Annotated in this window: 21 protein-coding genes; 7 read left to right on the forward strand and 14 right to left on the reverse strand. The window is 43.8% G+C overall.

Annotated features, from left to right (window positions below):
- Window positions 1-53: 53 nt before the first annotated feature.
- From ACUXV2_RS15550 to ACUXV2_RS15575, 6 genes are all read right to left on the reverse strand, one after another.
- The gene (locus tag ACUXV2_RS15550; protein WP_446244063.1) at window positions 54-650 is read right to left on the reverse strand and encodes a YdeI/OmpD-associated family protein; all 597 of its coding nucleotides are present in this window, start codon (window positions 648-650) and stop codon (window positions 54-56) included.
- A 243-nt stretch (window positions 651-893) separates the two neighbouring features.
- On the reverse strand, window positions 894-1,073 hold the full coding sequence (locus ACUXV2_RS15555) for a hypothetical protein (protein ID WP_446244064.1): 180 nt from the start codon (window positions 1,071-1,073) through the stop codon (window positions 894-896).
- Between the two features lie 215 nt (window positions 1,074-1,288).
- Complete coding sequence (locus ACUXV2_RS15560; protein WP_446244065.1) at window positions 1,289-1,903, reverse strand: PH domain-containing protein; 615 nt, start codon at window positions 1,901-1,903, stop codon at window positions 1,289-1,291.
- A 438-nt stretch (window positions 1,904-2,341) separates the two neighbouring features.
- Entirely contained in the window at window positions 2,342-3,613 is a 1,272-nt protein-coding gene (locus ACUXV2_RS15565) for an exo-beta-N-acetylmuramidase NamZ family protein (protein ID WP_446244066.1), read from the reverse strand.
- A 26-nt stretch (window positions 3,614-3,639) separates the two neighbouring features.
- Complete coding sequence (locus tag ACUXV2_RS15570; RefSeq protein WP_446244067.1) at window positions 3,640-5,745, reverse strand: glycoside hydrolase family 3 N-terminal domain-containing protein; 2,106 nt, start codon at window positions 5,743-5,745, stop codon at window positions 3,640-3,642.
- 22 nt (window positions 5,746-5,767) lie between these two features.
- The gene (locus ACUXV2_RS15575) at window positions 5,768-7,447 is read right to left on the reverse strand and encodes a serine hydrolase (RefSeq protein ID WP_446244068.1); all 1,680 of its coding nucleotides are present in this window, start codon (window positions 7,445-7,447) and stop codon (window positions 5,768-5,770) included.
- Window positions 7,448-7,936: 489 nt separating this feature from the next.
- Between ACUXV2_RS15575 and ACUXV2_RS15580 the strand changes: the two genes are divergently transcribed.
- Together ACUXV2_RS15580 and ACUXV2_RS15585 are read left to right on the forward strand one after the other, a co-directional pair.
- On the forward strand, window positions 7,937-9,343 hold the full coding sequence (locus tag ACUXV2_RS15580) for a cryptochrome/photolyase family protein (protein WP_446244069.1): 1,407 nt from the start codon (window positions 7,937-7,939) through the stop codon (window positions 9,341-9,343).
- 17 nt (window positions 9,344-9,360) lie between these two features.
- Complete coding sequence (locus ACUXV2_RS15585) at window positions 9,361-9,519, forward strand: hypothetical protein (protein ID WP_446244070.1); 159 nt, start codon at window positions 9,361-9,363, stop codon at window positions 9,517-9,519.
- Window positions 9,520-9,596: 77 nt separating this feature from the next.
- Here ACUXV2_RS15585 and ACUXV2_RS15590 read toward each other — a convergent pair whose 3' ends face one another.
- Window positions 9,597-10,031 (reverse strand): hypothetical protein, encoded by a 435-nt coding sequence (locus ACUXV2_RS15590; protein WP_446244071.1) that lies wholly within the window; start codon window positions 10,029-10,031, stop codon window positions 9,597-9,599.
- Between the two features lie 172 nt (window positions 10,032-10,203).
- Here ACUXV2_RS15590 and ACUXV2_RS15595 point away from each other — a divergent pair, with 172 nt between their 5' ends.
- Together ACUXV2_RS15595 and ACUXV2_RS15600 are read left to right on the forward strand one after the other, a co-directional pair.
- Window positions 10,204-10,758 (forward strand): sigma-70 family RNA polymerase sigma factor, encoded by a 555-nt coding sequence (locus tag ACUXV2_RS15595; RefSeq protein ID WP_446244072.1) that lies wholly within the window; start codon window positions 10,204-10,206, stop codon window positions 10,756-10,758.
- Complete coding sequence (locus tag ACUXV2_RS15600) at window positions 10,751-11,404, forward strand: hypothetical protein (protein ID WP_446244073.1); 654 nt, start codon at window positions 10,751-10,753, stop codon at window positions 11,402-11,404. The genes ACUXV2_RS15595 and ACUXV2_RS15600 overlap by 8 nt, the downstream gene beginning before the upstream one ends.
- Before the next feature lie 109 nt (window positions 11,405-11,513).
- Here the strand turns inward: ACUXV2_RS15600 and ACUXV2_RS15605 are convergent, their stop codons facing one another.
- Both ACUXV2_RS15605 and ACUXV2_RS15610 read right to left on the reverse strand, forming a co-directional pair.
- A complete protein-coding gene (locus ACUXV2_RS15605) occupies window positions 11,514-11,774 on the reverse strand; it encodes a hypothetical protein (RefSeq protein ID WP_446244074.1) in 261 nt (86 codons plus the stop codon).
- A gap of 201 nt (window positions 11,775-11,975) precedes the next feature.
- Window positions 11,976-12,230, reverse strand: coding sequence for a hypothetical protein (locus ACUXV2_RS15610; protein WP_446244075.1), 255 nt, complete (start codon window positions 12,228-12,230; stop codon window positions 11,976-11,978).
- Window positions 12,231-12,623: 393 nt separating this feature from the next.
- Here ACUXV2_RS15610 and ACUXV2_RS15615 point away from each other — a divergent pair, with 393 nt between their 5' ends.
- Window positions 12,624-13,175, forward strand: coding sequence for a GNAT family N-acetyltransferase (locus ACUXV2_RS15615; RefSeq protein WP_446244076.1), 552 nt, complete (start codon window positions 12,624-12,626; stop codon window positions 13,173-13,175).
- Between the two features lie 183 nt (window positions 13,176-13,358).
- Window positions 13,359-14,366 carry a potassium channel family protein gene (locus ACUXV2_RS15620; RefSeq protein ID WP_446244077.1) on the forward strand — a complete coding sequence of 336 codons (1,008 nt, stop codon included), beginning with the start codon at window positions 13,359-13,361 and terminating at the stop codon, window positions 14,364-14,366.
- A gap of 68 nt (window positions 14,367-14,434) precedes the next feature.
- Here ACUXV2_RS15620 and ACUXV2_RS15625 read toward each other — a convergent pair whose 3' ends face one another.
- The 3 genes from ACUXV2_RS15625 to ACUXV2_RS15635 form a co-directional block, all read right to left on the reverse strand.
- Entirely contained in the window at window positions 14,435-14,842 is a 408-nt protein-coding gene (locus ACUXV2_RS15625) for a YugN-like family protein (protein WP_446244078.1), read from the reverse strand.
- A 390-nt stretch (window positions 14,843-15,232) separates the two neighbouring features.
- Window positions 15,233-16,582, reverse strand: a complete 1,350-nt coding sequence (locus ACUXV2_RS15630) for a glucose-6-phosphate isomerase (RefSeq protein WP_446244079.1) — start codon at window positions 16,580-16,582, stop codon at window positions 15,233-15,235.
- Between the two features lie 430 nt (window positions 16,583-17,012).
- Complete coding sequence (locus tag ACUXV2_RS15635; RefSeq protein WP_446244080.1) at window positions 17,013-18,176, reverse strand: iron-containing alcohol dehydrogenase; 1,164 nt, start codon at window positions 18,174-18,176, stop codon at window positions 17,013-17,015.
- Between the two features lie 184 nt (window positions 18,177-18,360).
- Here ACUXV2_RS15635 and ACUXV2_RS15640 point away from each other — a divergent pair, with 184 nt between their 5' ends.
- Complete coding sequence (locus ACUXV2_RS15640) at window positions 18,361-18,594, forward strand: DUF378 domain-containing protein (protein ID WP_446244081.1); 234 nt, start codon at window positions 18,361-18,363, stop codon at window positions 18,592-18,594.
- A gap of 286 nt (window positions 18,595-18,880) precedes the next feature.
- Here ACUXV2_RS15640 and ACUXV2_RS15645 read toward each other — a convergent pair whose 3' ends face one another.
- Window positions 18,881-20,278 (reverse strand): aldehyde dehydrogenase, encoded by a 1,398-nt coding sequence (locus ACUXV2_RS15645; RefSeq protein ID WP_446244082.1) that lies wholly within the window; start codon window positions 20,276-20,278, stop codon window positions 18,881-18,883.
- Window positions 20,279-20,416: 138 nt separating this feature from the next.
- The gene (locus ACUXV2_RS15650) at window positions 20,417-21,661 is read right to left on the reverse strand and encodes a Glu/Leu/Phe/Val family dehydrogenase (protein ID WP_446247091.1); all 1,245 of its coding nucleotides are present in this window, start codon (window positions 21,659-21,661) and stop codon (window positions 20,417-20,419) included.
- Window positions 21,662-21,666 lie beyond the last annotated feature (5 nt).

A 21,666-nucleotide genomic window follows, 5' to 3' on the forward strand; every position in this document is an offset into this window, starting at 1 on the left:
CATGCAAGATGAGGTTAGGTCATCATGTTATACATTTATTTTCATTAAAAATACTAATCATTTAATCCCTTTCCATCGAGTATATTCTGCTTATACTTTTCAATCCTTGATTCACGGGTTTTGGATTGTTTCGCTTTAGAAAAATAAAGGATGTATGCTCTTTGCCGTCCAGGCGTCAATGCCTCAAAAGCAGCTTTCAATTCAGGGATTTCATCGAATGTAGTCTGGAGTTCTTCAGGGATCGAGTATTCTTCCGTCTTTTTTAGATTCACTTCCAAACCGGCTTTTTCCACTTCAATGGCTTCATGGATATAGTCTTTCAAGATGCTCTCCATTTCGATTATCTCCTGTAAATTGGTGAACCGAATCTGGCGCGCCGCCTGTACATTCTCAGTTTGCTGGATTAGAATCCCATGGGGATCCTTCAACAAGGCCCCTTTGTGAAACAGAAGAGCACAATAATCTTTAAATCCATGAATCAATACAACATTTTTATTTTCAAATGTGTAGCAAGGATGCATCCACTTAACTTCTTCAGTCAACTCCTCACAGTCAAGAATTGTATTTCTTAATTGCTCAAATTCTTCCTTCCACTTCTTGGCTTTTTTCATAAATCCATCAACCTTACGATTCTTCCTGCTTCCTGTCATAAAGGAACACCCCTTTTCAACTTTACCGTTCTTTCGGACACTTCCCGCTGTATTTTTGATGGTTGATGTATATTTTACCACGTTCAGATTATGTAACCCGCATCTTTAGAATATGTAGATTCAATTATTTTTTTAATCCCTTTAATCAACATTCCAATCGGTGAACGAAAGGGGGGAATACGCAAAAAAACTGGAGGCCAACGGCATGACCACCAGTAATCCCTTCCTTTTGCTACCAGACATTCACCCTTTGAAATAAAGTAATAAAATGAGGAAGATGATCAGTGCTATCAAGAAAAGAGGGCCAACCCCCATGCTGTAAACGATGTAAATTTTGGCGTGGAGGATGATCCGGATAACATGAATGAAAAGTAAGAAAAAGAGCAAAAAAATAGCTGCATTCACATTTGTCTTCCGATTCATAGAATCAGCCCCTATCTAGAGCTTTGATAATAAATCAATTTGAAATTGAACTTGTACCATAAGTCTTTTTATATAGGTATTTCACATCAGCTCTTTATATACGTGAAATCATCCTTCTCATATTTTGATTCCAAACACCTTCCGCATCCTGCCTATCGTCACCATCATAAAAAAAGCGCCTGCCGAATCAACACGGCAGACGCTCTATTATTCTTCTAGTTTTGAATGTATCGATTGAAAACCTCACCAAAATCTTTTCTCGTATTCGCATTATAATGATCGTTCAACCATTCAAATGCAAAGCCCGTCGTTTGCTTGAATTCATTTGAAATATCATTATCATGGAAGCGGTTATTTGCGATGAGATCCCTGGCCATTGATAAACTTTTTTCTGCTGAATCGATTTTCCGCTTACCTTCCTGCTGAATGTGGGAGATGGCAAGAAGTGACTTGTAAAGGTCGGCGATTGCCTCTCCTTCTTTTTTATCGATATCCACGGAGAAGGCTTGATTGCCCATAGTAAATTTAATTTCAAGATCCAGATCGATGGTACCGGCTGTTTCGATGGACACGTTGCCGATCGGGTTCTGATAGTACTCATAACGGTAAAGATTACGTTTGCTGCTCGAGGCTTTCTCACCATCTAAATGAATGAGCGCACGATTGGTGAAGCAGTATTCGTCTGTTTTGGACTTGATCAGGAAGTGGATTTTCTCCCCATCTTCATTTAATACGTAATCATCTGACTGTGTTTTATCAAAGTCTTCTCTTTTGATGATTTTTCCGATATCACTGATACCCAATGCATCACTTGCGAATTTCTTTAGCATGATTGATTACCTCTTTTCTTTTTTTAGTGATTTGGTGTTTTAAGCAATCCGCTACAAAATTAAGCGTACGTTTATACCGCCTTTAATACCGCTGTTGATTTCCGTGCAAGACTTCGCTTTCCGCGGGTGACCCGTGAGCCTCCTCGTCGCTGCGCTCCTGCGGGGTCTCACGTTGGTCACTTCTCCCGCAGGAGTCTTCGTCTTGCACTCCAATCAACAGCTGGAACGAATTAAAATCCAGTTGCTTTTAACCAAACTTTTGTTTAAAACAAATAAACTTACACTACTATGCTATCAATAAAAGGGGGAAAATGTAAGTATTTTGATAGGACACAACATCATCATATATATGGTGAAATACATCATTTATTACTACTCTTTCTAAGTAATGAAAAAGAGCCCAAGGCAGCAGGGCCTCAGGCTCTTTCAACAATGGAATCAATAAATCAAATACTCTTCACGAACTTCTTTAAACTCGTCTAATTCAGTTTCCCACTGTTCTACCATTTCCTCGACGCTTCTTCCTTCTTCAATGCCTTCGCGCACCCATCCGTTTCCAATGAGGTTGTCGAAGAATGAGATGCCTGCGCTGTTTTCTGCGCGGAATTGGAAGTCTTCAGGATACATGTCATGGATGGCTTTCACAATATGCAATCCGGTTTCGACAGGTTTGAATGCTTTTCTGTCGGTGACATGGATTTGGATACCGTGTGACAGTTTGCCTGCGTGCTTGGAAGATGCCGGTGTGAAGGACGCCGCTCTGAACGTAACGCCTTTCAGTCCCAGATCATTCAGTGCTGCTGAAAGGTCTGCTGCATTGATGAATGGTGCACCGATCAGCTCGAATGGCTTCGTTGTTCCGCGGCCTTCGGATACGTTCGTCCCTTCAATCAACGCCGCACCAGGGTAAACCAATGCCGTTTCAAGTGTAGGCATGTTAGGTGAAGGCATGACGAACTCCAGTGGTGTTTCGTCATAGTACATACTTCGCTTCCATCCTTCCATTTCCACAACGGTCAGGTCTGCACCAATTTCAAATTCTGTGTTGAATAGTTTGGCCAGCTCCCCTACTGTCATACCGTGGCGAAGCGGGATGCTGTATTTACCTACGAATGAAGAGTACTCCATATCCAGTACTGGTCCTTCAACTTCTTTACCGCTCAATGGGTTTGGACGGTCAAGTACGATGATCGGGATATCATTTTCCTTTGCTGCTTCCATTGCATAAGCCATTGTGTAGATATATGTGTAGAAGCGGGTTCCTACATCCTGAATATCGAATAGCAGCACTTCAACATTTTCAAGCATTTCAGGTGTCGGCTTTTTCGTCGCTCCATATAAGCTGTATACCGGAAGACCCGTTCTTTCATCGATATAGAATTCAACATATTCACCAGCCTGCGCATCTCCGCGAACACCGTGCTCCGGTCCGTATAGCGCAGTCAATTCAACGTCAGGATCATTGTGCAATGTGTCAACGATACTGTTCAGCCCTTGATCCACTCCGGTTGGATTCGTGATCAAGCCTACTTTTTTGCCTTCGATGAGGTGCTTTTCTTCTTCCAGGAGCTGCTCTACACCAAGTGAGAATTCTTTGTGCTTATCTTTCCACTTACCATGCCCTTTTCCATCGTTGTCATGGGCAGAACCTGCTGACATCGTCGACAGGACCAGAACCAGTGTGAGTAATGTGATCATCCACTTTTTCAAGGTCTTCCCCTCCTGTTTTTATAAAATTAATACGTCAAGCCATGACCGAACTCGTACAGGGTGCCTTCATCCAGTCCAGGAATGGATACCGGAAGCTTTCCGCCAGGGTTATTCTCTCCAAAGATGGCCGCGGCTGTCGCTTTGAAGCTTGCTGTACGGAAACCGTATTGGGCAAGGTACGCGTCCACATCAGCGTTATAAGCCATGATGTCATATGGGTTTCGGATGCCGACTGCAATCACCGGTGCGTCTGTTTCTTCACCCAATGCTTTCACCAGCTGCATTTGAGCACTGTCTGGAGATCTTCCCGAAACATTATAAGTGTACGTCCCGACGATGACGGCTGACGCATCTCTAATTTCCGCTTTCTGTTCTTCGGTTAATTGGTAATTCGATGGAGCTTGTATGACTGTCGTGTTTGCATGCTGCTCTGTCACTGCATTTCCAAGGTCCTCAATGAAAGACCTGCCGACCACGACTATTTTTTCATCTTCAGACGGGGCCATTGGAAGTGCCTGCTCGTTTTTCACAAGTGTAATCGAGCGTTCAGCTGCTTCTTTTTCCACTTGTTTATGTTCTTGGGATCCAACGACTTCACTTGCCTGTGCAATTTTCTCTTCCAATGGCAGAGGGGTTTCTTCTTTGATGACACCACGTTTGATTTTCAGTGAAAGGATTCTTTCAACGGATGCTTCAATTCGATCGATTGTCAGTTCCCCGCTGTCGACTGCATCTAGTAATCCTTGTCTTACTTCACTTAGTCCAACCGGCATAAGAACGATATCTGTTCCTGCTTTCACCGCACGAACAGCCGCGTCCACTGCACCGAAATGATCTGCGATTGCTTTCATGTTCATCGCATCGGTCGTGATGACACCTTCATATCCCATTTCTTCACGCATCAGTTCTGTCAGTACTTTATGAGAAAGAGTGGCTGGCACAGCAATTTCTTCCCCTGTTTTTTTGGAGATGGCTTTGGAATCGTCAATCTTAGGGAACGTGACGTGTGCCGTCATGATAGCGTCGATTCCTGCATCCATGGCCTGTTGGAACGGATAAAGTTCCACTTCCATCAAGCGCTCTTTATCATGCGGCACTTCAGGAAGCCCTAAGTGAGAGTCCACTGCCGTATCACCGTGACCAGGGAAATGCTTGGCTGTAGCTGCTACACCGGTTGATTGAAGTCCTTCCGTATAAGCCACTCCCATTTCAGCTACCAACTTCGGGTCTTCCCCGAATGAACGGACGCCGATTACCGGGTTGTCAGGATTATTGTTAACATCCATCACCGGTGCAAAGTTGACGTTGATTCCAAGTGAATGCAGCTCTTCACCGATTGCTTTTCCAACGTTATGAGCAATTTCAGGTGATCTTGTGGCACCTAATGCCATGTTACCCGGGAAGTCGGTGCCAGATTGAAGACGTGTGACAATTCCGCCTTCCTGGTCGATCGTCATCAGTAATCCGTATTTTTCTGCAGCCTCTTGATAATCGGCAACCAATTTTGTCGTTTGTTCTGTAGTGACCACATTTTCGCGGAATAAAATAACCCCGCCAAGATGATAGTCCTTCACCAGCTGTTCGATTTCAGGAAGCATTTCGGTTACGTTTTCTCCGTCCCAGTTTCTGAAGTCAGGCATCAGCATTTGACCGATTTTTTCTTCGATTGTCATGTTGGCAATCGCTTCATCTACAAGGTTGTAACGCTTACCTTCTTCTTTCACGACCATGATCTTTGATGCCGGCTTTCCTTTAGTCCCTTTTTCAGGAGCTGATTTCACATGAACGGCAATGCGATCTGTGATTTCCCCATTCGTCAATGTAATAAAGGATTTTCCGTTCTTGCCTGTTAACGTAACATTTCCGTTATCATCCACTACCGCTACATTCTTGTTGGATGAACTCCAGTCCAGGCCATCCGATGCAAATGTAAAATGTCCGTCCTCATAAACATTCAGGGCCTTCAAACCGATTTCCTCGCCGGTATTCGACACATCCACTTGCGGAGCATTTTGATAGATGATGAGATCTTTCAAGGAGCTCTCTGCTTTCGCATGATTCATCGGCATTCCAGAGATGATCATGGCAAGCACGAGAACCGTTAAAGAAAATACCTTATACGAATGTTTCATCTTTTCTCCTCCTTTTTATCTTTTAATAACTCCGTTTCTCCCAGCCTGTAAAGACGGGGTGAAGCTGTTCACCATTTAAGAGGTTCAGTTCGATATCTTTCACATACCAGCCTCGGGAATTAGCGTACGAATCTGTTTCGTAGGTGAAACGAATGAATTTAGTGCCAGCAGGTATCAGGACTTCTTCTTCAGACCAGTCTTCACTGTTTCCTGTAAAAGCAGTTCCCGCTGCCGTCCATGTTTCTCCATCTGTTGATGTTTCTACATGACCGAAGTCGGAATTATTCTCTATTCGATACCAGGTGTCAAAAGATAAAGAAGCACCCTCTTCAATATTCACTTCTGTTGTCAAACTGCGGTTTAATTGATCACCATATCCGGAAAACCAAGCTTCCTCTTTTTTAGGCATTTCTACCGGGATCGAATCTGCAACCAAACGCGCAAATGGTCTCCTCGCCGTATTGGTCGATACCGTGCTCCGTGATGGATGAACACGGTTTGTCAGAAGGATGGCAATCGTGTCATTATCCTGATTCACGACGATTGATGTCCCGGTATAACCTGTATGACCAAGAGAGTTCTCATCTGATAACCCATCCATGAACCACCCCTGATTCAGCTCCCAGCCAAGTCCATGGTCATCACCTGGAAATTCGGGGATTTGATTTTCAGAAAGCAGTTTGATCGTTTCAGGTTTCAAGATCTGCTTATTTCCATAGCGTCCCTCTTTTACAAACATGTGAGCGAATTTCGCCAGATCTTCTGCAGTGGAGAAAACACCTGCATGCCCTGCAACACCGTCCAGTGACCATGCATTTTCATCATGCACTTCCCCCCATACGAGCCCTCTTCCAATCGCGGGCTGATATTCTGTGGCTGCGATTCTTTCTTTAAGTGAAGCGGGAGGGTTATACATCGTATCTTTCATACCGATCGGCTCCGTGATGTTCTCTTTCACAAATTCATCGAGACGCTGCCCGGATAATCGTTCAATGATGGCACCTAATGTAATCATGTTTAAATCACTGTATGTATAGGCGGTGCCTGGTTCGTTCGCAAGAGGATGATTGAAGACAATCTGCATCCTGTCCTCTCTATCATTCCCTTGTCTGTACAGTGGAATCCATGCAGTGAATCCAGAGGTATGGGTCATCAGCTGCCTGATCGTCACGTCTTCTTTCCCATTCGCAGCAAACTCAGGAATATAGTCTGCAACAGGGTCATCCAGTCCGAATGCTCCCTCCTCGTAAAGGATCATCGCGGCTGTCGTCGTGAAGATTTTACTAATGGATGCGAGGTCGAAAATCGTATCCTTCTCCATCGCGATCGGAGAGTCTGCTTCTGTGAAGTCACCATCCGTATAGCGGTAAGCATCCCCATAAGCCTCATGCTTCACGACATGCCCGCTTCTCGCAACAAGTGCTACGGCGCCCGGCATGACACCTTCAGCAATCTTCTCTTCCAACAAAGGGTCGATCCCATCCAAAGTCGATTGCATCATACCTGCTCCCCGAGCCGAACCGGGATGGAGGACAGGCGATGATGGTGCCGGATTCCCCCATGTGAATGCAGGATGTGCGCGAACGTTTTCCGCTTCCGTTACTGCCCTGTCATTATCCCCACCTTGAGCAAACACTGCGGGACTAAATAACGAGGTACACATCAAAGCGGTTAAAGCCATTGAAACTGATTTCTTTTTCATCCATCTTTCCCTCCTTCTGGTCATAAATGTAAGGGTTTCCAAATTGATCTACTATTCTAGTTTATGGAATTAAAAGTATAGATGTCTATACCACTTAAGTCCTGTTAATACGCAGAATGTCGGAATAAGGTATGACATATGAACTGTTTTGAATATTTTGATTATTTATGTTAAAAAATCAGGCATATTTGCGCATGGGTGTAGGTTCTCCAACCGGAGTTACCATATAATGGTTTTTGATAATATAATTGTTTTTTTGATAATAAAATGTATGTTTTTGATAAAATATCTGGATTTTTGATAATATGATGCCGGTTTTTGATAATATATCCGGCGTTTTGTCACCAAAACTCCCTAACTCACTGATATAGACGGACAGCAGCCGCTTTTTCCGTTCATTTCTATTAAAATCTTTAAAACCCATTCATTTTTGAACAAGAACCAATAACTTTTATATAATCGTCATAAGAATTCAATCAAGAATGAGAGGTGGCCAACATTAAAAAAACAATCATCGTCCTGATCAGGCAGGATCTCCGTCTGCATGACCATCCCGCTCTTTATCATGCTTCTAAAGAGGGGAAGGTGCTTCCGCTTTATATTCATGATGAGAGCCTGTCAGAATCAGGGGCAGCGAAGAAATGGTGGCTGCATCGGAACCTGACGCATTTTCAGGAATCGCTCGAAGCAATCGGTGGCTGCCTGCTGTTTGATAGCGGAGAGCTGAAAGATGTGCTTCCGAAGTGGATTGAAAAGACAGGAGCGAGTGCCGTCTTCTGGAATCGGGTGTACGAACCCGGAACGTTTGAAAGAGACAGGAAGCTTGCCGACGATTTGTCTTCAGAAGGGATAGACGTTAAGACGTTTGAAGGGACTCTGCTCCTTCCACCCTGGAAGATTACAAAGAGTGATGGTTCTCCTTATAAAGTGTACACGTCTTACTATAAGTCGCTTAGAAAAGAAGAGATCTCGAAGCCTGTTCCGAAGGTGAATTCATTAAGTGCCCCTGACATTGATGAAAAGGGACTCTTGCTGAAGGATTTACATCTGCTCCCGGAAATCACCTGGTATAAGACCATGGAAAACATCTGGGAACCAGGCGAGGAAGCAGCGATTAAACGATTGAAGCGGTTCAGCAAAGAAGTCCAAAAGTATGATGAAGGAAGAGATTATCCCGCAGCAGGCATCCATTCCACACTCTCCCCTTACTTAGCAATCGGAGCTATTTCAGTTAGAAGTGTGTTTCATCATTTCACTGAACAGATTGAGAAGCAAACTGAGCCGTTCATCAAACAGCTGATATGGAGGGACTTCTCTTATTCCGTGCTCCTGCACTTCCCGCAGTCACCACAAGAACCGCTTCATGAGAAATTCAAAGCATTCGAGTGGGAGGACAATGATTCTCACTGGCAAAGCTGGATCAAAGGAAAAACCGGTTACCCGATTGTTGACGCCGGCATGAGGGAATTATGGGCGACCGGATTCATGCACAATCGCGTCCGAATGATCACCGCCTCGTTCTTAACCAAGCACCTGTTGATCCCGTGGCAAAAAGGAGCAGCATGGTTCCTTGATACGTTAATCGATGCCGATATCGCCAACAACTCGATGGGCTGGCAGTGGGTTGCAGGTAGCGGCTTTGATTCTTCCCCCTACTTCCGAATCTTCAACCCTACCCTGCAGAGCGGGAAGTTTGATGAAGACGGGCATTATATACGGATGTGGGTGCCTGAACTGAAAAACATGCCTGATAAATACATCCACTCGCCTTCGACTGCCCCCGAACATGTATTGGAAGAAGCGGGAGTGAAGCTGGGGAAGGATTATCCTTATCTGATCGTCGATCATAAAGCTGCCAGGAAGAGGGCGCTTGACCGGTTCGAGGAAATAAAATAAAAAAGGAGTACCGCTCCATGATAGAGCGGTACCCTTTTTATACCTTTTCTTTTCCTCTGAGAAGAACATTATTGAATAAGAGTCCCGTACCTACTGTCATGATCATCAAAATGAAGACGCTGGCAATGGGAGCAAGACCCCTGCTTTCTTCAAAACCGTCCTATATCCCCGAATAAATCCCTGCCATAATGGCCGTTAAAATGATGCTGTTTGTACGCATGTAGAACTTCTCCTTATTTTTTCTCTTTTGCGATTATAATAAAGCCACAACAAATGCTAAAACCCAGCTTCCCCCAAGGAATATCAGGCTTGAGATAAAATACAGACTCACTTCAGGTGTACCCGACGCTTCATATTGATATTTATACGCGTTGTTTGTCACAAACTTAGCGAATGTGCTGTCCATATTCCTATGGGCTTTATTCGTGATATTCGTGATCCACCCAAGCCCAAAAAAACACAGGCTCGTTATAAAAAAGGTATCAATCATTTTCATCCCGCTAAGGACACTCATGAGGAATGAGCCGCCAGCCATGATGAACAACAGAATCATGATGATCGTTAGTTTCAAATATTTAGGGTTTACCTGTTTCTCAAGTGTCTTACCTACAAAGTCAATCATGAAAGCGAAGGGAGTTAAAATAATCAACAGACAAATCGAAAAAAGCAAATACATGTAAAAGTTCACCGACCGATCCCCTCTCCAAAAGTAAGATGGCTTCAATCAATTATACTCCATCTAATTGGAAAAAGTCTCCATAAATATCCCTACCCTGCGTTCTTTTCCACAAATTTCAAAACTTTTCCCCAACGTCCTTCGTCAAATTGGTAGAATGGATAGGACGAAAGCAGGTGATTTTTTGAAAAAAAATCAAAACGGCCCCTTTCCTGACTCATCAAGGGACCTCATTCTTGAAAAAGCAATGAGTGAGTATGGCAACGATATTTATTACATAGTGTATTCGTACGTTAAGGATCACAGTCTCGCTGAAGACCTGACGCAGGAAGTGTTTGTGAAGGTCTATAAGAAAATGGATACCTTTCGCGAGGAATCATCTTTAAAGACATGGATTGTCCGGATGGCAATCAACCACTGCAAGGATTATTTAAGGCGGTGGGATACGAGGATGATTTCTTTCACGAATACCATCAATGATATGGTGAAGGGAAAATTCGGCACACCAGAGCAAAGTCTCATTCAAGAAGAAACCAGCAGTGAACTCATACAGAATTTATTGTCTCTGCCAGTGAAATATAGGGAAATCATCTTTTTATTTTATTTCGAAGAAATGAAACTGGCCGAGATTGCAGAGTGTATGGATTTAAACATCAACACAGTCAAGACACGTTTAGCAAAAGGAAGAAAATTGTTGGGTGCCGCCTACCAAAACAGCGAGGTGTATAACAATGGATGAATTGCGTCGTTTACGTGGACTGATGAAGGAAGAAACGTTTAAAGGTCACGGGTTTACTGAAAAAATGAGAAGGAATATTTTAAATGAGATACATTCCGGAAGAAGCAAATCTTCCTTTGAGAGGAAACCTGTACTTGCACCAGTGATGTCAGCCATCTTTATGCTTGCCTGCCTTACCCTGTTTGTTTATTTCGGCGGGACCCAGCTTGGATTACTCCAAGACGGGAAGAATGAAAGTCAAGGTGACTTCCATCAACTGGACCTGCAAGTTGATGAAGATGACACCAAATGGAGTGAAAAGATTAAATTGCCGACCTTAGTTCCTTTTGAAGTAGTGGATAGTACCTATAAACATACTCCTCAAGATGAATTTGATATCTTTTCTGTCAAACTGACCGGACCTGAGAAGCAAAGATTGACGATCACTCTGGATATCGGAATTGAATCAGGTACCCCAGCCATGTACGAACCGGTGAAAATCGGTGATGTTACCGGCAGCTACCGAGAAAATCGGGAATGGGGAACGAATAATCTTACCTGGTATAAGGATGGTATCTTTTACTCCATAGGCTATAACCCGCGCTCTTCTAATGTCACTCTAGGAAAAGCAGATATGGTCAGGATTGCGGAGTCCTTCCAGGACTGAACTTAAAAAATGATTATGTCGCAGGACATAATCATTTTTTTTTGGATGATGAAGCTTTTTTATATACCTGGAAAATGGACGGAAATCAACAACCTCTTGAATACGGACTTCAATAAGTCCCATATGTTGTCTTAACATAGGTGTTGTTTTTATCATAATAAACTTTTTTCCAATATTGCTCACTCGTATCAGAGTAGATGTATATAACATAGGATGTTGTTCTGTTTAGCCCCTCATACTCCCATGATAAACTTCCGTATCCTCCTGGAGGCCCCTCGATGCTTCTGTTATAATCCCCCGCAGCCGATACTGGAGTTCCCATGACTGTCAGTGCAGAAAAGAACAGTCCAAACACAAGTAATGCTTTCATTCCCTTTCCCCATGCGTGCCTCAACCTGCCATCCCCCTGCCATTCCATTTTTTACAAATTACAATACTACCTTAGCATAATTCCATTTATTGTATTTTTCAATAGAATAGTAGTAAAAAAGTATGAAAAAAACTTCATTTTATGGGGAGGTATGTTCATTTTCATTGCTATATTATTCTATCTTCCATCTCCAGTCATGTTTTAAGCCCTCATTTCTTCATTCTCAACGTATAATTGGACAACGAAGACTTGCCCTATTACTTCCCTTTTCGAATCAAGCCTGGTTTCAAATGAGGTCTTTATGATCCTCCCTTCAATAAAACATGACTTTTCCTGTTCATCCCTAAATGTCAACAGCGTCCCTGACTCTTTCATTTTCAGCAATGGCGTAATATCTTCGAACTCCTGCTCGTGAAAAATCTCGGATTGTCCCTCAACACAAAAGTGAACGTTCATCACACAACTCTCCTTGTCTTCAAGTTTAAACGTTTACGCATGTAGTACCCGCCTCATGGGAAGCCAAAACATGGGTCGATGAAGATTTGGATATATGAGCGGGAATGTACAATAAAAAAGTCTGGCAAAAAGAGAAATTTCACTTTCCACTTTTCGAAATTTTCCTTATTTTCTAATACACTCGTGATATACTCTTCTTAAAGGATGGCTGTCTTCTAAAGATTGTTGCTTTTCGTACATAGTCTAGTAGTCCACATGCAGCTTGTGGACGTGCTCTATTCGAACTCAAGCTTTAACAAGAGACGGGCTTACCATCGAACGTACCCAAGTTCCGGTCTTTTCTTGGGTGCAAAGCAACAAAGCATGCGAAAAGAGCCTAAAGGAGAGATGAAGATGACAACGACAACTTATCCCATCTTTGAAACGGAGCGCCTGATTTTAAGGCAGATCACGAATGAAGACGTCAATTTTTTATTTGAGCATTATACTTCCAGGGAAGTCCTGCAATATTTCGGCATGAGTCCCATCTCTTCTAAAGAAGTGGCCGAGAAAATGGTGGAGAACTATGAGAAACAGTTAGAAGTAGGGGGACCGATGCGGTGGGCGATCGTAGATAAAAACACCGATCAGATGATGGGAACATGCGGATTCCATGGGATTGCCAAATCCTATAAACGCTGCGAAATCGGTTATGACCTTCACCCCGATTTCTGGGGGAACGGAATTATGGGGGAAGCATTAAAACCGCTTATCACGTATCTTTTTATCGAAAGAGAAATGAACCGCATCGGAGCGGTCATCGTCCCCAATAACCAGGCTTCATCCAGAGTCGTGGAAAAACTTGGTTTCAGGCGCGAGGGACTGCTGCGTGAATATATTCTTCAGGAAGACATCATGTATGATGCATATATGTATAGCTTGATAAAGAAAGAATGGCTGGATTAGTTATGAGATCACGCTGTTTGGGCAATAATGGTCAGTGCAGAATACAATTGCGCAAGCACCTGGTCATGCCCGGCACACATACGGCGAGCTTGCACGAAAGGCGTACTTCGCCTTTTAGGTAAGCTCGCCTTTTCAATTCGGGGAAGGATGCGTGCGCTGGAAGATCTGAAGGAGGCTGATTGAATGGTTCAGCAGCTGTTTCATCAATTCCTGCGCTGGCCTTTATTATTGCGGATATTCCTGATAGCCATAAGTCTGATGACGCTATTCGGCATACTCATACACTTTATCGAACCTGATACGTTTCCTTCCTATTTTGATGGAATCTGGTGGGCCATCATTACGATGTCGACAGTAGGTTATGGAGATTTTGTACCAGCCTCCAACGAGGGACGTGTTTTCGGCATTCTCCTTATCTTGGTAGGGGCGGGATTCTTGTCTACATACTTCATTACGTTAGCAACCAATACAGTGATGTCTCAAAATGCCTATATAGAGGGTAAAGCGGAGTTCAAAGGCAAAGGACACGTGGTCATCATTGGCTGGAATGAACGTGCCAGGGAAATTATCGGTCAACTGAATTCGCTTCATTTCCGCGGACAGATCATTCTGATTGACGAAACGCTTGAAAAGAATCCATACCGGAATCACCATATTCATTTTATCAAGGGGACTCCGTTCAAGGATAAAGTTCTGAAAAAAGCAAGTATGGAGGAAGCCTCGATCGCCATCATCACAGCGGATCAGAACCTTAATGAAATAGAGGCCGATATGCATACGGTCCTGACACTTCTTGCGGTTAAAGGGAATCATCAAGAAGTATATACCGTAGTGGAAATACTGCAAAAAGATCAGGTCGTAAATGCTGAGCGTGCGGGAGCGGATGAAGTAATCCAGACCAATTTGCAAACAAGTTATGTCATGATGAACAGCATCATTTCACAGGGCATGTCAAAAACCATCCTGAAGCTTCTGAATCACCTGAAAGGAAATCATCTGCAACTGGTACCGATTACAGAGGACTGCGTGAATGAAACCTTTCAAAGTTTAAGTCAAAGACTTCTGCAGCGAAATATCATCCTGCTTGGAATTAAAAAGCGCGATGAAACATCAGTGAATCCCCCTTTGACGACAATAGTGGAAGCTTCTGATGAATTGCTTGTCATTACTAACGAAACAACCTTACAATAAAAGATGAAGCTGACTCCTCTAAAAAATGGGGGTCAGCTTCTTTTCATTAGATTGCTATGCTTGAAACCTTAATTCATCATGATGACATCTTCAAGCTCTTTTACCAGCTCCTTGCCGATGTCCACATATTTGTCTGGAATACTCGCGTCAGGATCCTCCGGTTCGGAAAATTGATTGACTGTCCCGGAGAAGTCACCGGCAGAGGCAAAGTCATCAAGACCTCTTTGATACTTATGCCCAAGCAGGAACGGCTTCCCGAATTCAACCGTCGCTCCTCTGGAATCAAGCTGACCGTCAATCGCCCTGAACGGAACACGCAGGAATTGATAGCCGACCTCGTCGTCTATTTTATAATCAAAGTATCCATGGTCGTAATCCCAATTACCGCCGATTGTATATCCGAGCGGCTTCAGCAGCTGTTCAAGCTTGTACAACTGATAATGTTTACCTTCAATAGCGGATGAAAGCTCAATCACTCACATCAATCCCCTTTCTTTAGGAGTAGTTTTTCCTAAAGAGAGGGAAAAATGTATAAGAAAAGCGGAGGCGGCTCGTTCAGACCCGACAAGCATAAGATGAATGGTCCGGGAAGGCGCTTTTTGCCTTCTTGGATCATTTAGCTTATGACCTCGAGGGGCTAGCCGCCGGAGCTGGACAAGAGAAAAGCGAAGGGGCTTTGTTCAGAGGCGGGTGGCATAAGGTGAATCGGCCACGAAGGCGTTCTTTGCCTTCTTGGTCGGTTTGACTTATGACATGTGCCTCTAAGCCCCGGAGCTGGACAATTCTCAAAAGATACTTATCCTTCTTTCTTATTGTATAAAAAGAGCGCGGAGAAAAGGTTTCTCACGCGCTCTTTATTCATTGATTTATTTTAAACGTTTTTCGAGCTCTGCTTTCTTCTCTTCGAATCCAGGTTTCCCAAGAAGGGCAAACATGTTCACTTTGTATGCCTCAACTCCAGGCTGATCAAATGGATTTACACCAAGAAGATAGCCGCTCATCGCACAAGCTTTTTCGAAGAAGTATACTAGATAGCCGAATGTGTAGGCATCCATTGCCGGGATTTCAACGATTAGATTAGGCACTCCGCCGTCTGTATGTGCAAGAAGTGTTCCTTCGAATGCTTTGTTGTTCACAAAATCAACCGTTTCACCGGCAAGATAGTTCAAGCCGTCAAGGTCACTATCCGCTTTTTCAATCTTCAACTCGTGACGAGGCTCCTGTACTTTGATGACCGTTTCAAAAAGGTCACGGCGCCCTTCCTGAACATATTGTCCAAGAGAGTGAAGATCTGTCGAGAAGTTAGCGGATGAAGGGAAGATCCCTTTTTGGTCTTTTCCTTCACTTTCGCCGAACAGCTGCTTCCACCATTCAGAGAAATATTGCAGACCTGGCTCATAATTGATCAGCATTTCAATTGTCTTGCCTTTATTGTAAAGAACATTTCGGACAGCTGCATACTGATAAGCTGCGTTCTCAGTAAGTTCAGACTTGCTGAAGTCTTCGCGTGCCTCGGCAGCACCCTTCATCATCTGTTCAATTTCAACACCGCTCACCGCGATAGGCAGAAGACCAACGGCTGTAAGAACAGAGTAACGGCCGCCGACATCATCAGGTACGACGAATGTTTCGTAACCTTCATCATTAGCAAGTGTTTTCAAGGCACCTTTCTCTTTATCAGTTGTTGCATAGATACGCTTGCGTGCTTCTTCGACACCATACTTTTCTTCCAGCATCTTACGGAAGATACGGAAAGCGATCGCCGGCTCGGTAGTCGTACCAGACTTCGAAATCACGTTGATAGAGAAGTCTTTTCCTTCGAGGAGATCCATCAAGTCTTTCATATAAGTCGAGCTGATGTTCTGACCAAGGAAAAGGACCTGTGGAGTCGTACGCTTTTCTTTCGGAAGAGCATTATAGAAGCTGTGATTCAGCATTTCAATGGCAGCACGTGCTCCAAGGTAAGATCCCCCGATTCCGATGACAAGCAGGATATCAGAATCATTTTTGATTTTTTCAGCTGATTTCTGGATGCGGGAGAATTCTTCTTTATCATAATCCACAGGAAGGTCTACCCATCCCAAGAAGTCACTGCCTGCACCTGTTTGTTCGTGTAAAGAATGATGAGCAACTTTCACTGCATCACTTAAGTATGTAAGTTCATGTTCTCCAAAAAACGATAACGCTTTTGAATAATCAAAACGAATGTGTGTCATAACCATCCTCCGATTAAATTATTTTCTTCTATCTCACTTTATCGAATGCTGAGATGATAATCAAGAATGCTCCCTTTTTGAAAGCGCAGTCATGATGAAAATTTTCTTTACTTGTTGATTTTCCCCTGTTTTTGGTGAATTAAAACGGATTTTAATCGCCGCTTTTGATTTCCGTGCAAGGCTTCGCTTTCCGCGGGTGACCCGTGAGCCTCCGGGGTCTCACATTGGCCACTTCTCCCGCAGGAGTCTTCGCCTTGCACTCCAATCAAAAGCTAGAATCAACCAATCAACAAAAAAGAGTTCGTTCCTAAATCATCCCTTATAACAATTTTTTATTCCACTTCACTTTGAATGTTTTGAATAACACAAATAAATAATTTCTTTTCACAAAAAAGAGCAGCCATAAAAGCTGCCCTTTTCCAATGAACGATTATAAAGAAGCTCTCAAAATTGAAAGAACGTCTTCTTTGTTTAATTTATTGAAGTTACCGAATTCACCGTTTGCCATTGCTTTGTCGGCCATCAGGTCCAGTTTGCTGTCATCGATGTCATAGTCGGCAAGAGTTGATGGTGCACCGATTGAGCTCCAGAATTCACGTAGCTTTGCAATTCCTTCAAGCGCCGTTTCTTCCTCTGTTTTGCCTGTTGGATCGACATCGAATACACGCTCAGCCATTTGGGCAAAACGAGCCGGGTTCACTTTCAGGTTATGTTTCATCCAGTTCGGGAAGAGGATTGCCAAGCCGCCTGCATGCGGGATATCATACACGGCTGAAACCGCATGCTCGATATTATGGCTTGCCCAGTCGCCGCGGTAGCCCATTTGAAGCATACCGTTCAACGCAATCGTTCCTGAATACAGAATCGTTTCACGAAGCTCATAATTTTCTAGATCATTGATTAGTTTTGGAGCCGTTTCAATGACGGTTCTCAACGTGCTTTCACACATACGATCTTGTAACGGAGTATTGGTTGCATCATTAAAGTACTGCTCGAATACGTGTGACATCATGTCCACCATACCGTAGACGGTGTGGTTCTTCGGCACCGTGAATGTATTCACTGGATCGAGAATCGAGAACTGAGGGAATGTAACCGGGCTGCCCCAGCCGTATTTCTCCTGTGTTTCCCAGTTCGTGATGACTGATCCAGCATTCATTTCAGAACCTGTTGCCGCAAGTGTCAGCACCGTCCCGAATGGAAGTGCTTCGTGTGGCACAGCTTTCTTCGTGACGAGATCCCATGCATCGCCATCATATTTTGCACCGGCTGCAATTGCTTTTGTACAGTCGATGACACTGCCCCCTCCGACTGCAAGAAGGAAATCGATGTCGTTTTCCTTACAGATCTTCACTCCTTCTCTGACAGACGACAGTCTTGGATTCGGATCTACACCGGATAATTCATGTACTTCTGCATCGATACTATTTAAAAGGGATACCACTTCATCATAAAGTCCGTTACGTTTAATGCTTCCTCCACCATATACGAGAAGCACTTTCTTTCCATATTGAGGTACCAATTCTTTCAGTTGTTCTACTTGTCCCTTACCGAAGATCAACTTGGTCGGGTTATAATACGTAAAAGTATTCATTAAATGTTACCTCCTTTAAATTTAGGGCTCGCCACGGGCTGCCCGTTTCAAACACCTTTCTATTATCGAATATATCTTTCCCAAAATGCAAAGAAAGTGCACACTGAAAAACATTCACACTTGGAATAAGAATAAATGGTTTGGACATCTTATAAATGAGCCATTGTTTAAGGAGGAAAATAACATGAGTGCAATTCAACGTATTGCTTTGGTTCTGACGATCATTGGTGCCATTAACTGGGGACTAATCGGATTCTTCCAATTTGACCTGGTAGCGGCCATCTTCGGTGGACAAGATGCAGCATTATCCCGCATTATTTACGGTCTAGTTGGAATCGCCGGTCTCATAAATCTTGGATTATTATTCAAACCAACAGAAGAGATCGAGAGAGAACCGCACACAGAACCGACACGCTAACCTTGAATATAAAGATGGCCCGTCCCTCTTTGCTTTAAAGCGAATGAGGCGTGGGCCTTTATTTTTTGGTTTTCATTCCGCCTCCTCAATTTCCTTTATTTGTTAATTTCAACATATATCCAAATAAATCAGCATAAAACGAAAAAAAGTCAGCATAAACCAAAGTTTTTCAACATATCCCTCGAAAAAGTCAGCATAAAGATTGTTCCTGCCACTAAAAAGGGCACAACCATCACATTACAGAAAAAAGGTGACTCACCAGCCCCAAGAGTGAGTCACCCATGCATCATTTCAGCAGTTTTTTAAGGATTTTCAATCCGAATTTGGCATTTGGATAGCGGAAACTGAAGTCAAACTTGGTGGTTTGCTTCAGAATGCTTTTATAATGAGAGAACGTTGCAAAACTCGATTCCCCATGATAGTTGCCTATTCCGCTTTCCCCCACCCCTCCGAACGGAAGATATGGAGTCGCGAGATGCATGAGCGTGTCGTTCACGCATCCCCCACCGTATGAAATCGAACTGTTTACCCTATCCGACACATTGTCATCACTTGTAAACAGGTAAAGGGCCAAAGGTTTGGGGCGATCATTGATGAATCCAATCACTTCATCCAGTGCATCATACTCCATCATAGGGAAAATCGGTCCGAAAATCTCATCCTGCATGACAGGGACTGATTCGTCCCTTGGAACCATAAGAGTCGGTTCGATCTTAAGGCTCGTATGGTCCACCCGGCCGCCTGTCAGGATCTCGCCGTCCTGCAGGTAGCCAGTCAGTCTATTGAAGTGGCGTTCATTCACTATTTTTCCGTAGGTATCATTCGTAAGCGGATTTTTTCCGTAAAAATCCCGAATGGCTTTCTGGAATTCCTTCACGAATGCTTCTTTCACTTTTTGATGAACGAAAAGATAATCAGGTGCCACACAAGTCTGACCGGCATTCGTCACTTTGCCGAACGCAATACGCTTTGCCGCCAGCGGAATATTGGCTGTTTCGTCAATGATGCACGGGCTCTTTCCGCCAAGCTCCAGCGTAACGGGAATGAGCTGTTTTGCTGCCGCTTCCATGATCACCTTCCCCACCGGCACGCTTCCCGTAAAGAAAATATAATCAAACGGCTGTTGGAGTAAAATTTGAGTCGTTTCGACACCGCCCTCAATGACCGTGATATATTCCGGGTCGAAATGTGAATGAATTAACTTTGTGAGCAGGTTAGATGTATTCGGTGTCAGTTCTGACGGCTTGATGACTACTGTATTACCCGCCGCAATCGCCCCGATGATAGGAGAAAGTGCCAGTTGAAAAGGGTAATTCCATGGCGCGATGATGAGTGCGGCCCCGAATGGTTCAGGGACTTTATACGCTTTCGACCCAACATGCGTTTTCGCTGTTTTCACCTTGACCGGCTCAGCCCATTCATCGATATGCTTCAGTGTAAATCTAATCTCTTCAAGCAGAATCCCGATTTCTGTTGCATAGGTTTCCATTTCTGATTTATTTAAATCCTGCTTTAATGCTTGCAGAATTTCTTTTTCATGACTTTTAATGGCCTCCGCCAGCTTTTCAAGTGTTCTTTTCCTCACTTCCAGCGGCTTCGAGCTGCCTGCTTTAAAAAATTGCTTTTGTTTTTCTATAGAGGTTTGTATGGATTCTCGGGATGCTTCTTTAATTGCTGCAGTCAATAAGATCCCTCCTAAAATAATTTTTCACCTTATTGTAAATATAGCATGAAATACCAGTTCAATTCTTATGTAAAGCTCTGAAAAACAAAAGAACCTGCCCCCGGTAATCCGGAGACAGGTTCTTACTATATGATGGGGTTATACCCAACCTCTGAATCTTGACGCCTCTGCCATTTTGCGTGCGCCGACCATGTATGCGGCAAGGCGCATATTGACCCGGCGATTCTGAGATGTTTCGTATACATTGTTGAAAGCATCAATGAGTTTAGCTTCAAGCTTCTCGTTTACTTCTTCTTCGGACCAGTAATACCCTTGATTGTTCTGGACCCATTCAAAATAGGATACTGTCACTCCCCCTGCACTCGCAAGTACATCGGGAACAAGCAGGATTCCTCTCTCTGAAAGAATGCGTGTAGCTTCAAGTGTAGTCGGACCATTTGCAGCTTCTACCACAATGGATGCTTTGATGTCATGAACATTCTTTTCGGTGATTTGATTTGAGATCGCTGCCGGGACAAGGATATCACAGTCAAGTTCCAGCAGTTCCTTATTCGAGATCGTATTTTCGAATAATGTCGTTACCGTTCCGAAACTGTCACGTCGATCTAAGAGATAGTCGATATCAAGGCCTGCAGGATCGTGCAGTGCACCGTGAGCATCAGAGATGGCAATCACTTTTGCACCGGCATCGTGCATGAACTTCGCAAGGAAGCTTCCGGCGTTTCCGAATCCTTGAATCACGACGCGTGCATCTTTGATATTGATACCGCGTTTCTTTGCCGCTTGCTCGATACAGATGGTCACCCCTTGAGCCGTTGCCTTTTCACGACCCTGAGAACCGCCAAGTACGATCGGTTTCCCGGTGATGAAACCAGGAGAATCATTCTCACGAAGACGGCTGTACTCATCCATCATCCAAGCCATGATCTGCGAGTTCGTATATACATCAGGTGCGGGAATATCCTTGGTAGGTCCTACAATCTGACTGATTGCGCGAACATATCCGCGGCTTAACTTTTCAAGTTCAGTGAAAGACATCGTACGCGGATCACAGATGATCCCGCCTTTTCCCCCGCCATACGGCAGGTCGACGATACCGCATTTTAAACTCATCCACATGGATAACGCTTTTACTTCTTCTTCATCCACTTCAGGGTGAAAACGAACGCCTCCCTTAGTAGGACCGACAGCATCGTTGTGCTGTGCACGGTAACCGGTAAACACTTTGATGCTGCCGTCATCCATACGCACAGGTATCCGGACGGTCAACATACGGATCGGTTCTTTCAGGAGTTCATACATTTCCTCGGAATAACCAAGTTTTGATAAAGCATCATTAATGACATGCTGTGTAGAAGTAAACAGATTAAGGTTTTCTCCCATTTTAA

Source organism: Rossellomorea sp. NS-SX7 (assembly GCF_052828565.1).

Coding starts and splice junctions, on each gene's coding strand:
- ACUXV2_RS15550 (WP_446244063.1), bottom strand. CDS start 650: ATGACAGGAAGCAGGAAGAATCGTAAGGTTGATGGATTTATGAAAAAA.
- ACUXV2_RS15555 (WP_446244064.1), bottom strand. CDS start 1,073: ATGAATCGGAAGACAAATGTGAATGCAGCTATTTTTTTGCTCTTTTTC.
- ACUXV2_RS15560 (WP_446244065.1), bottom strand. CDS start 1,903: ATGCTAAAGAAATTCGCAAGTGATGCATTGGGTATCAGTGATATCGGA.
- ACUXV2_RS15570 (WP_446244067.1), bottom strand. CDS start 5,745: ATGAAACATTCGTATAAGGTATTTTCTTTAACGGTTCTCGTGCTTGCC.
- ACUXV2_RS15575 (WP_446244068.1), bottom strand. CDS start 7,447: ATGAAAAAGAAATCAGTTTCAATGGCTTTAACCGCTTTGATGTGTACC.
- ACUXV2_RS15585 (WP_446244070.1), top strand. CDS start 9,361: ATGATAGAGCGGTACCCTTTTTATACCTTTTCTTTTCCTCTGAGAAGA.
- ACUXV2_RS15600 (WP_446244073.1), top strand. CDS start 10,751: ATGGATGAATTGCGTCGTTTACGTGGACTGATGAAGGAAGAAACGTTT.
- ACUXV2_RS15605 (WP_446244074.1), bottom strand. CDS start 11,774: ATGAAAGCATTACTTGTGTTTGGACTGTTCTTTTCTGCACTGACAGTC.
- ACUXV2_RS15610 (WP_446244075.1), bottom strand. CDS start 12,230: ATGAACGTTCACTTTTGTGTTGAGGGACAATCCGAGATTTTTCACGAG.
- ACUXV2_RS15615 (WP_446244076.1), top strand. CDS start 12,624: ATGACAACGACAACTTATCCCATCTTTGAAACGGAGCGCCTGATTTTA.
- ACUXV2_RS15620 (WP_446244077.1), top strand. CDS start 13,359: ATGGTTCAGCAGCTGTTTCATCAATTCCTGCGCTGGCCTTTATTATTG.
- ACUXV2_RS15630 (WP_446244079.1), bottom strand. CDS start 16,582: ATGACACACATTCGTTTTGATTATTCAAAAGCGTTATCGTTTTTTGGA.
- ACUXV2_RS15635 (WP_446244080.1), bottom strand. CDS start 18,176: ATGAATACTTTTACGTATTATAACCCGACCAAGTTGATCTTCGGTAAG.
- ACUXV2_RS15640 (WP_446244081.1), top strand. CDS start 18,361: ATGAGTGCAATTCAACGTATTGCTTTGGTTCTGACGATCATTGGTGCC.
- ACUXV2_RS15650 (WP_446247091.1), bottom strand. CDS start 21,661: ATGGGAGAAAACCTTAATCTGTTTACTTCTACACAGCATGTCATTAAT.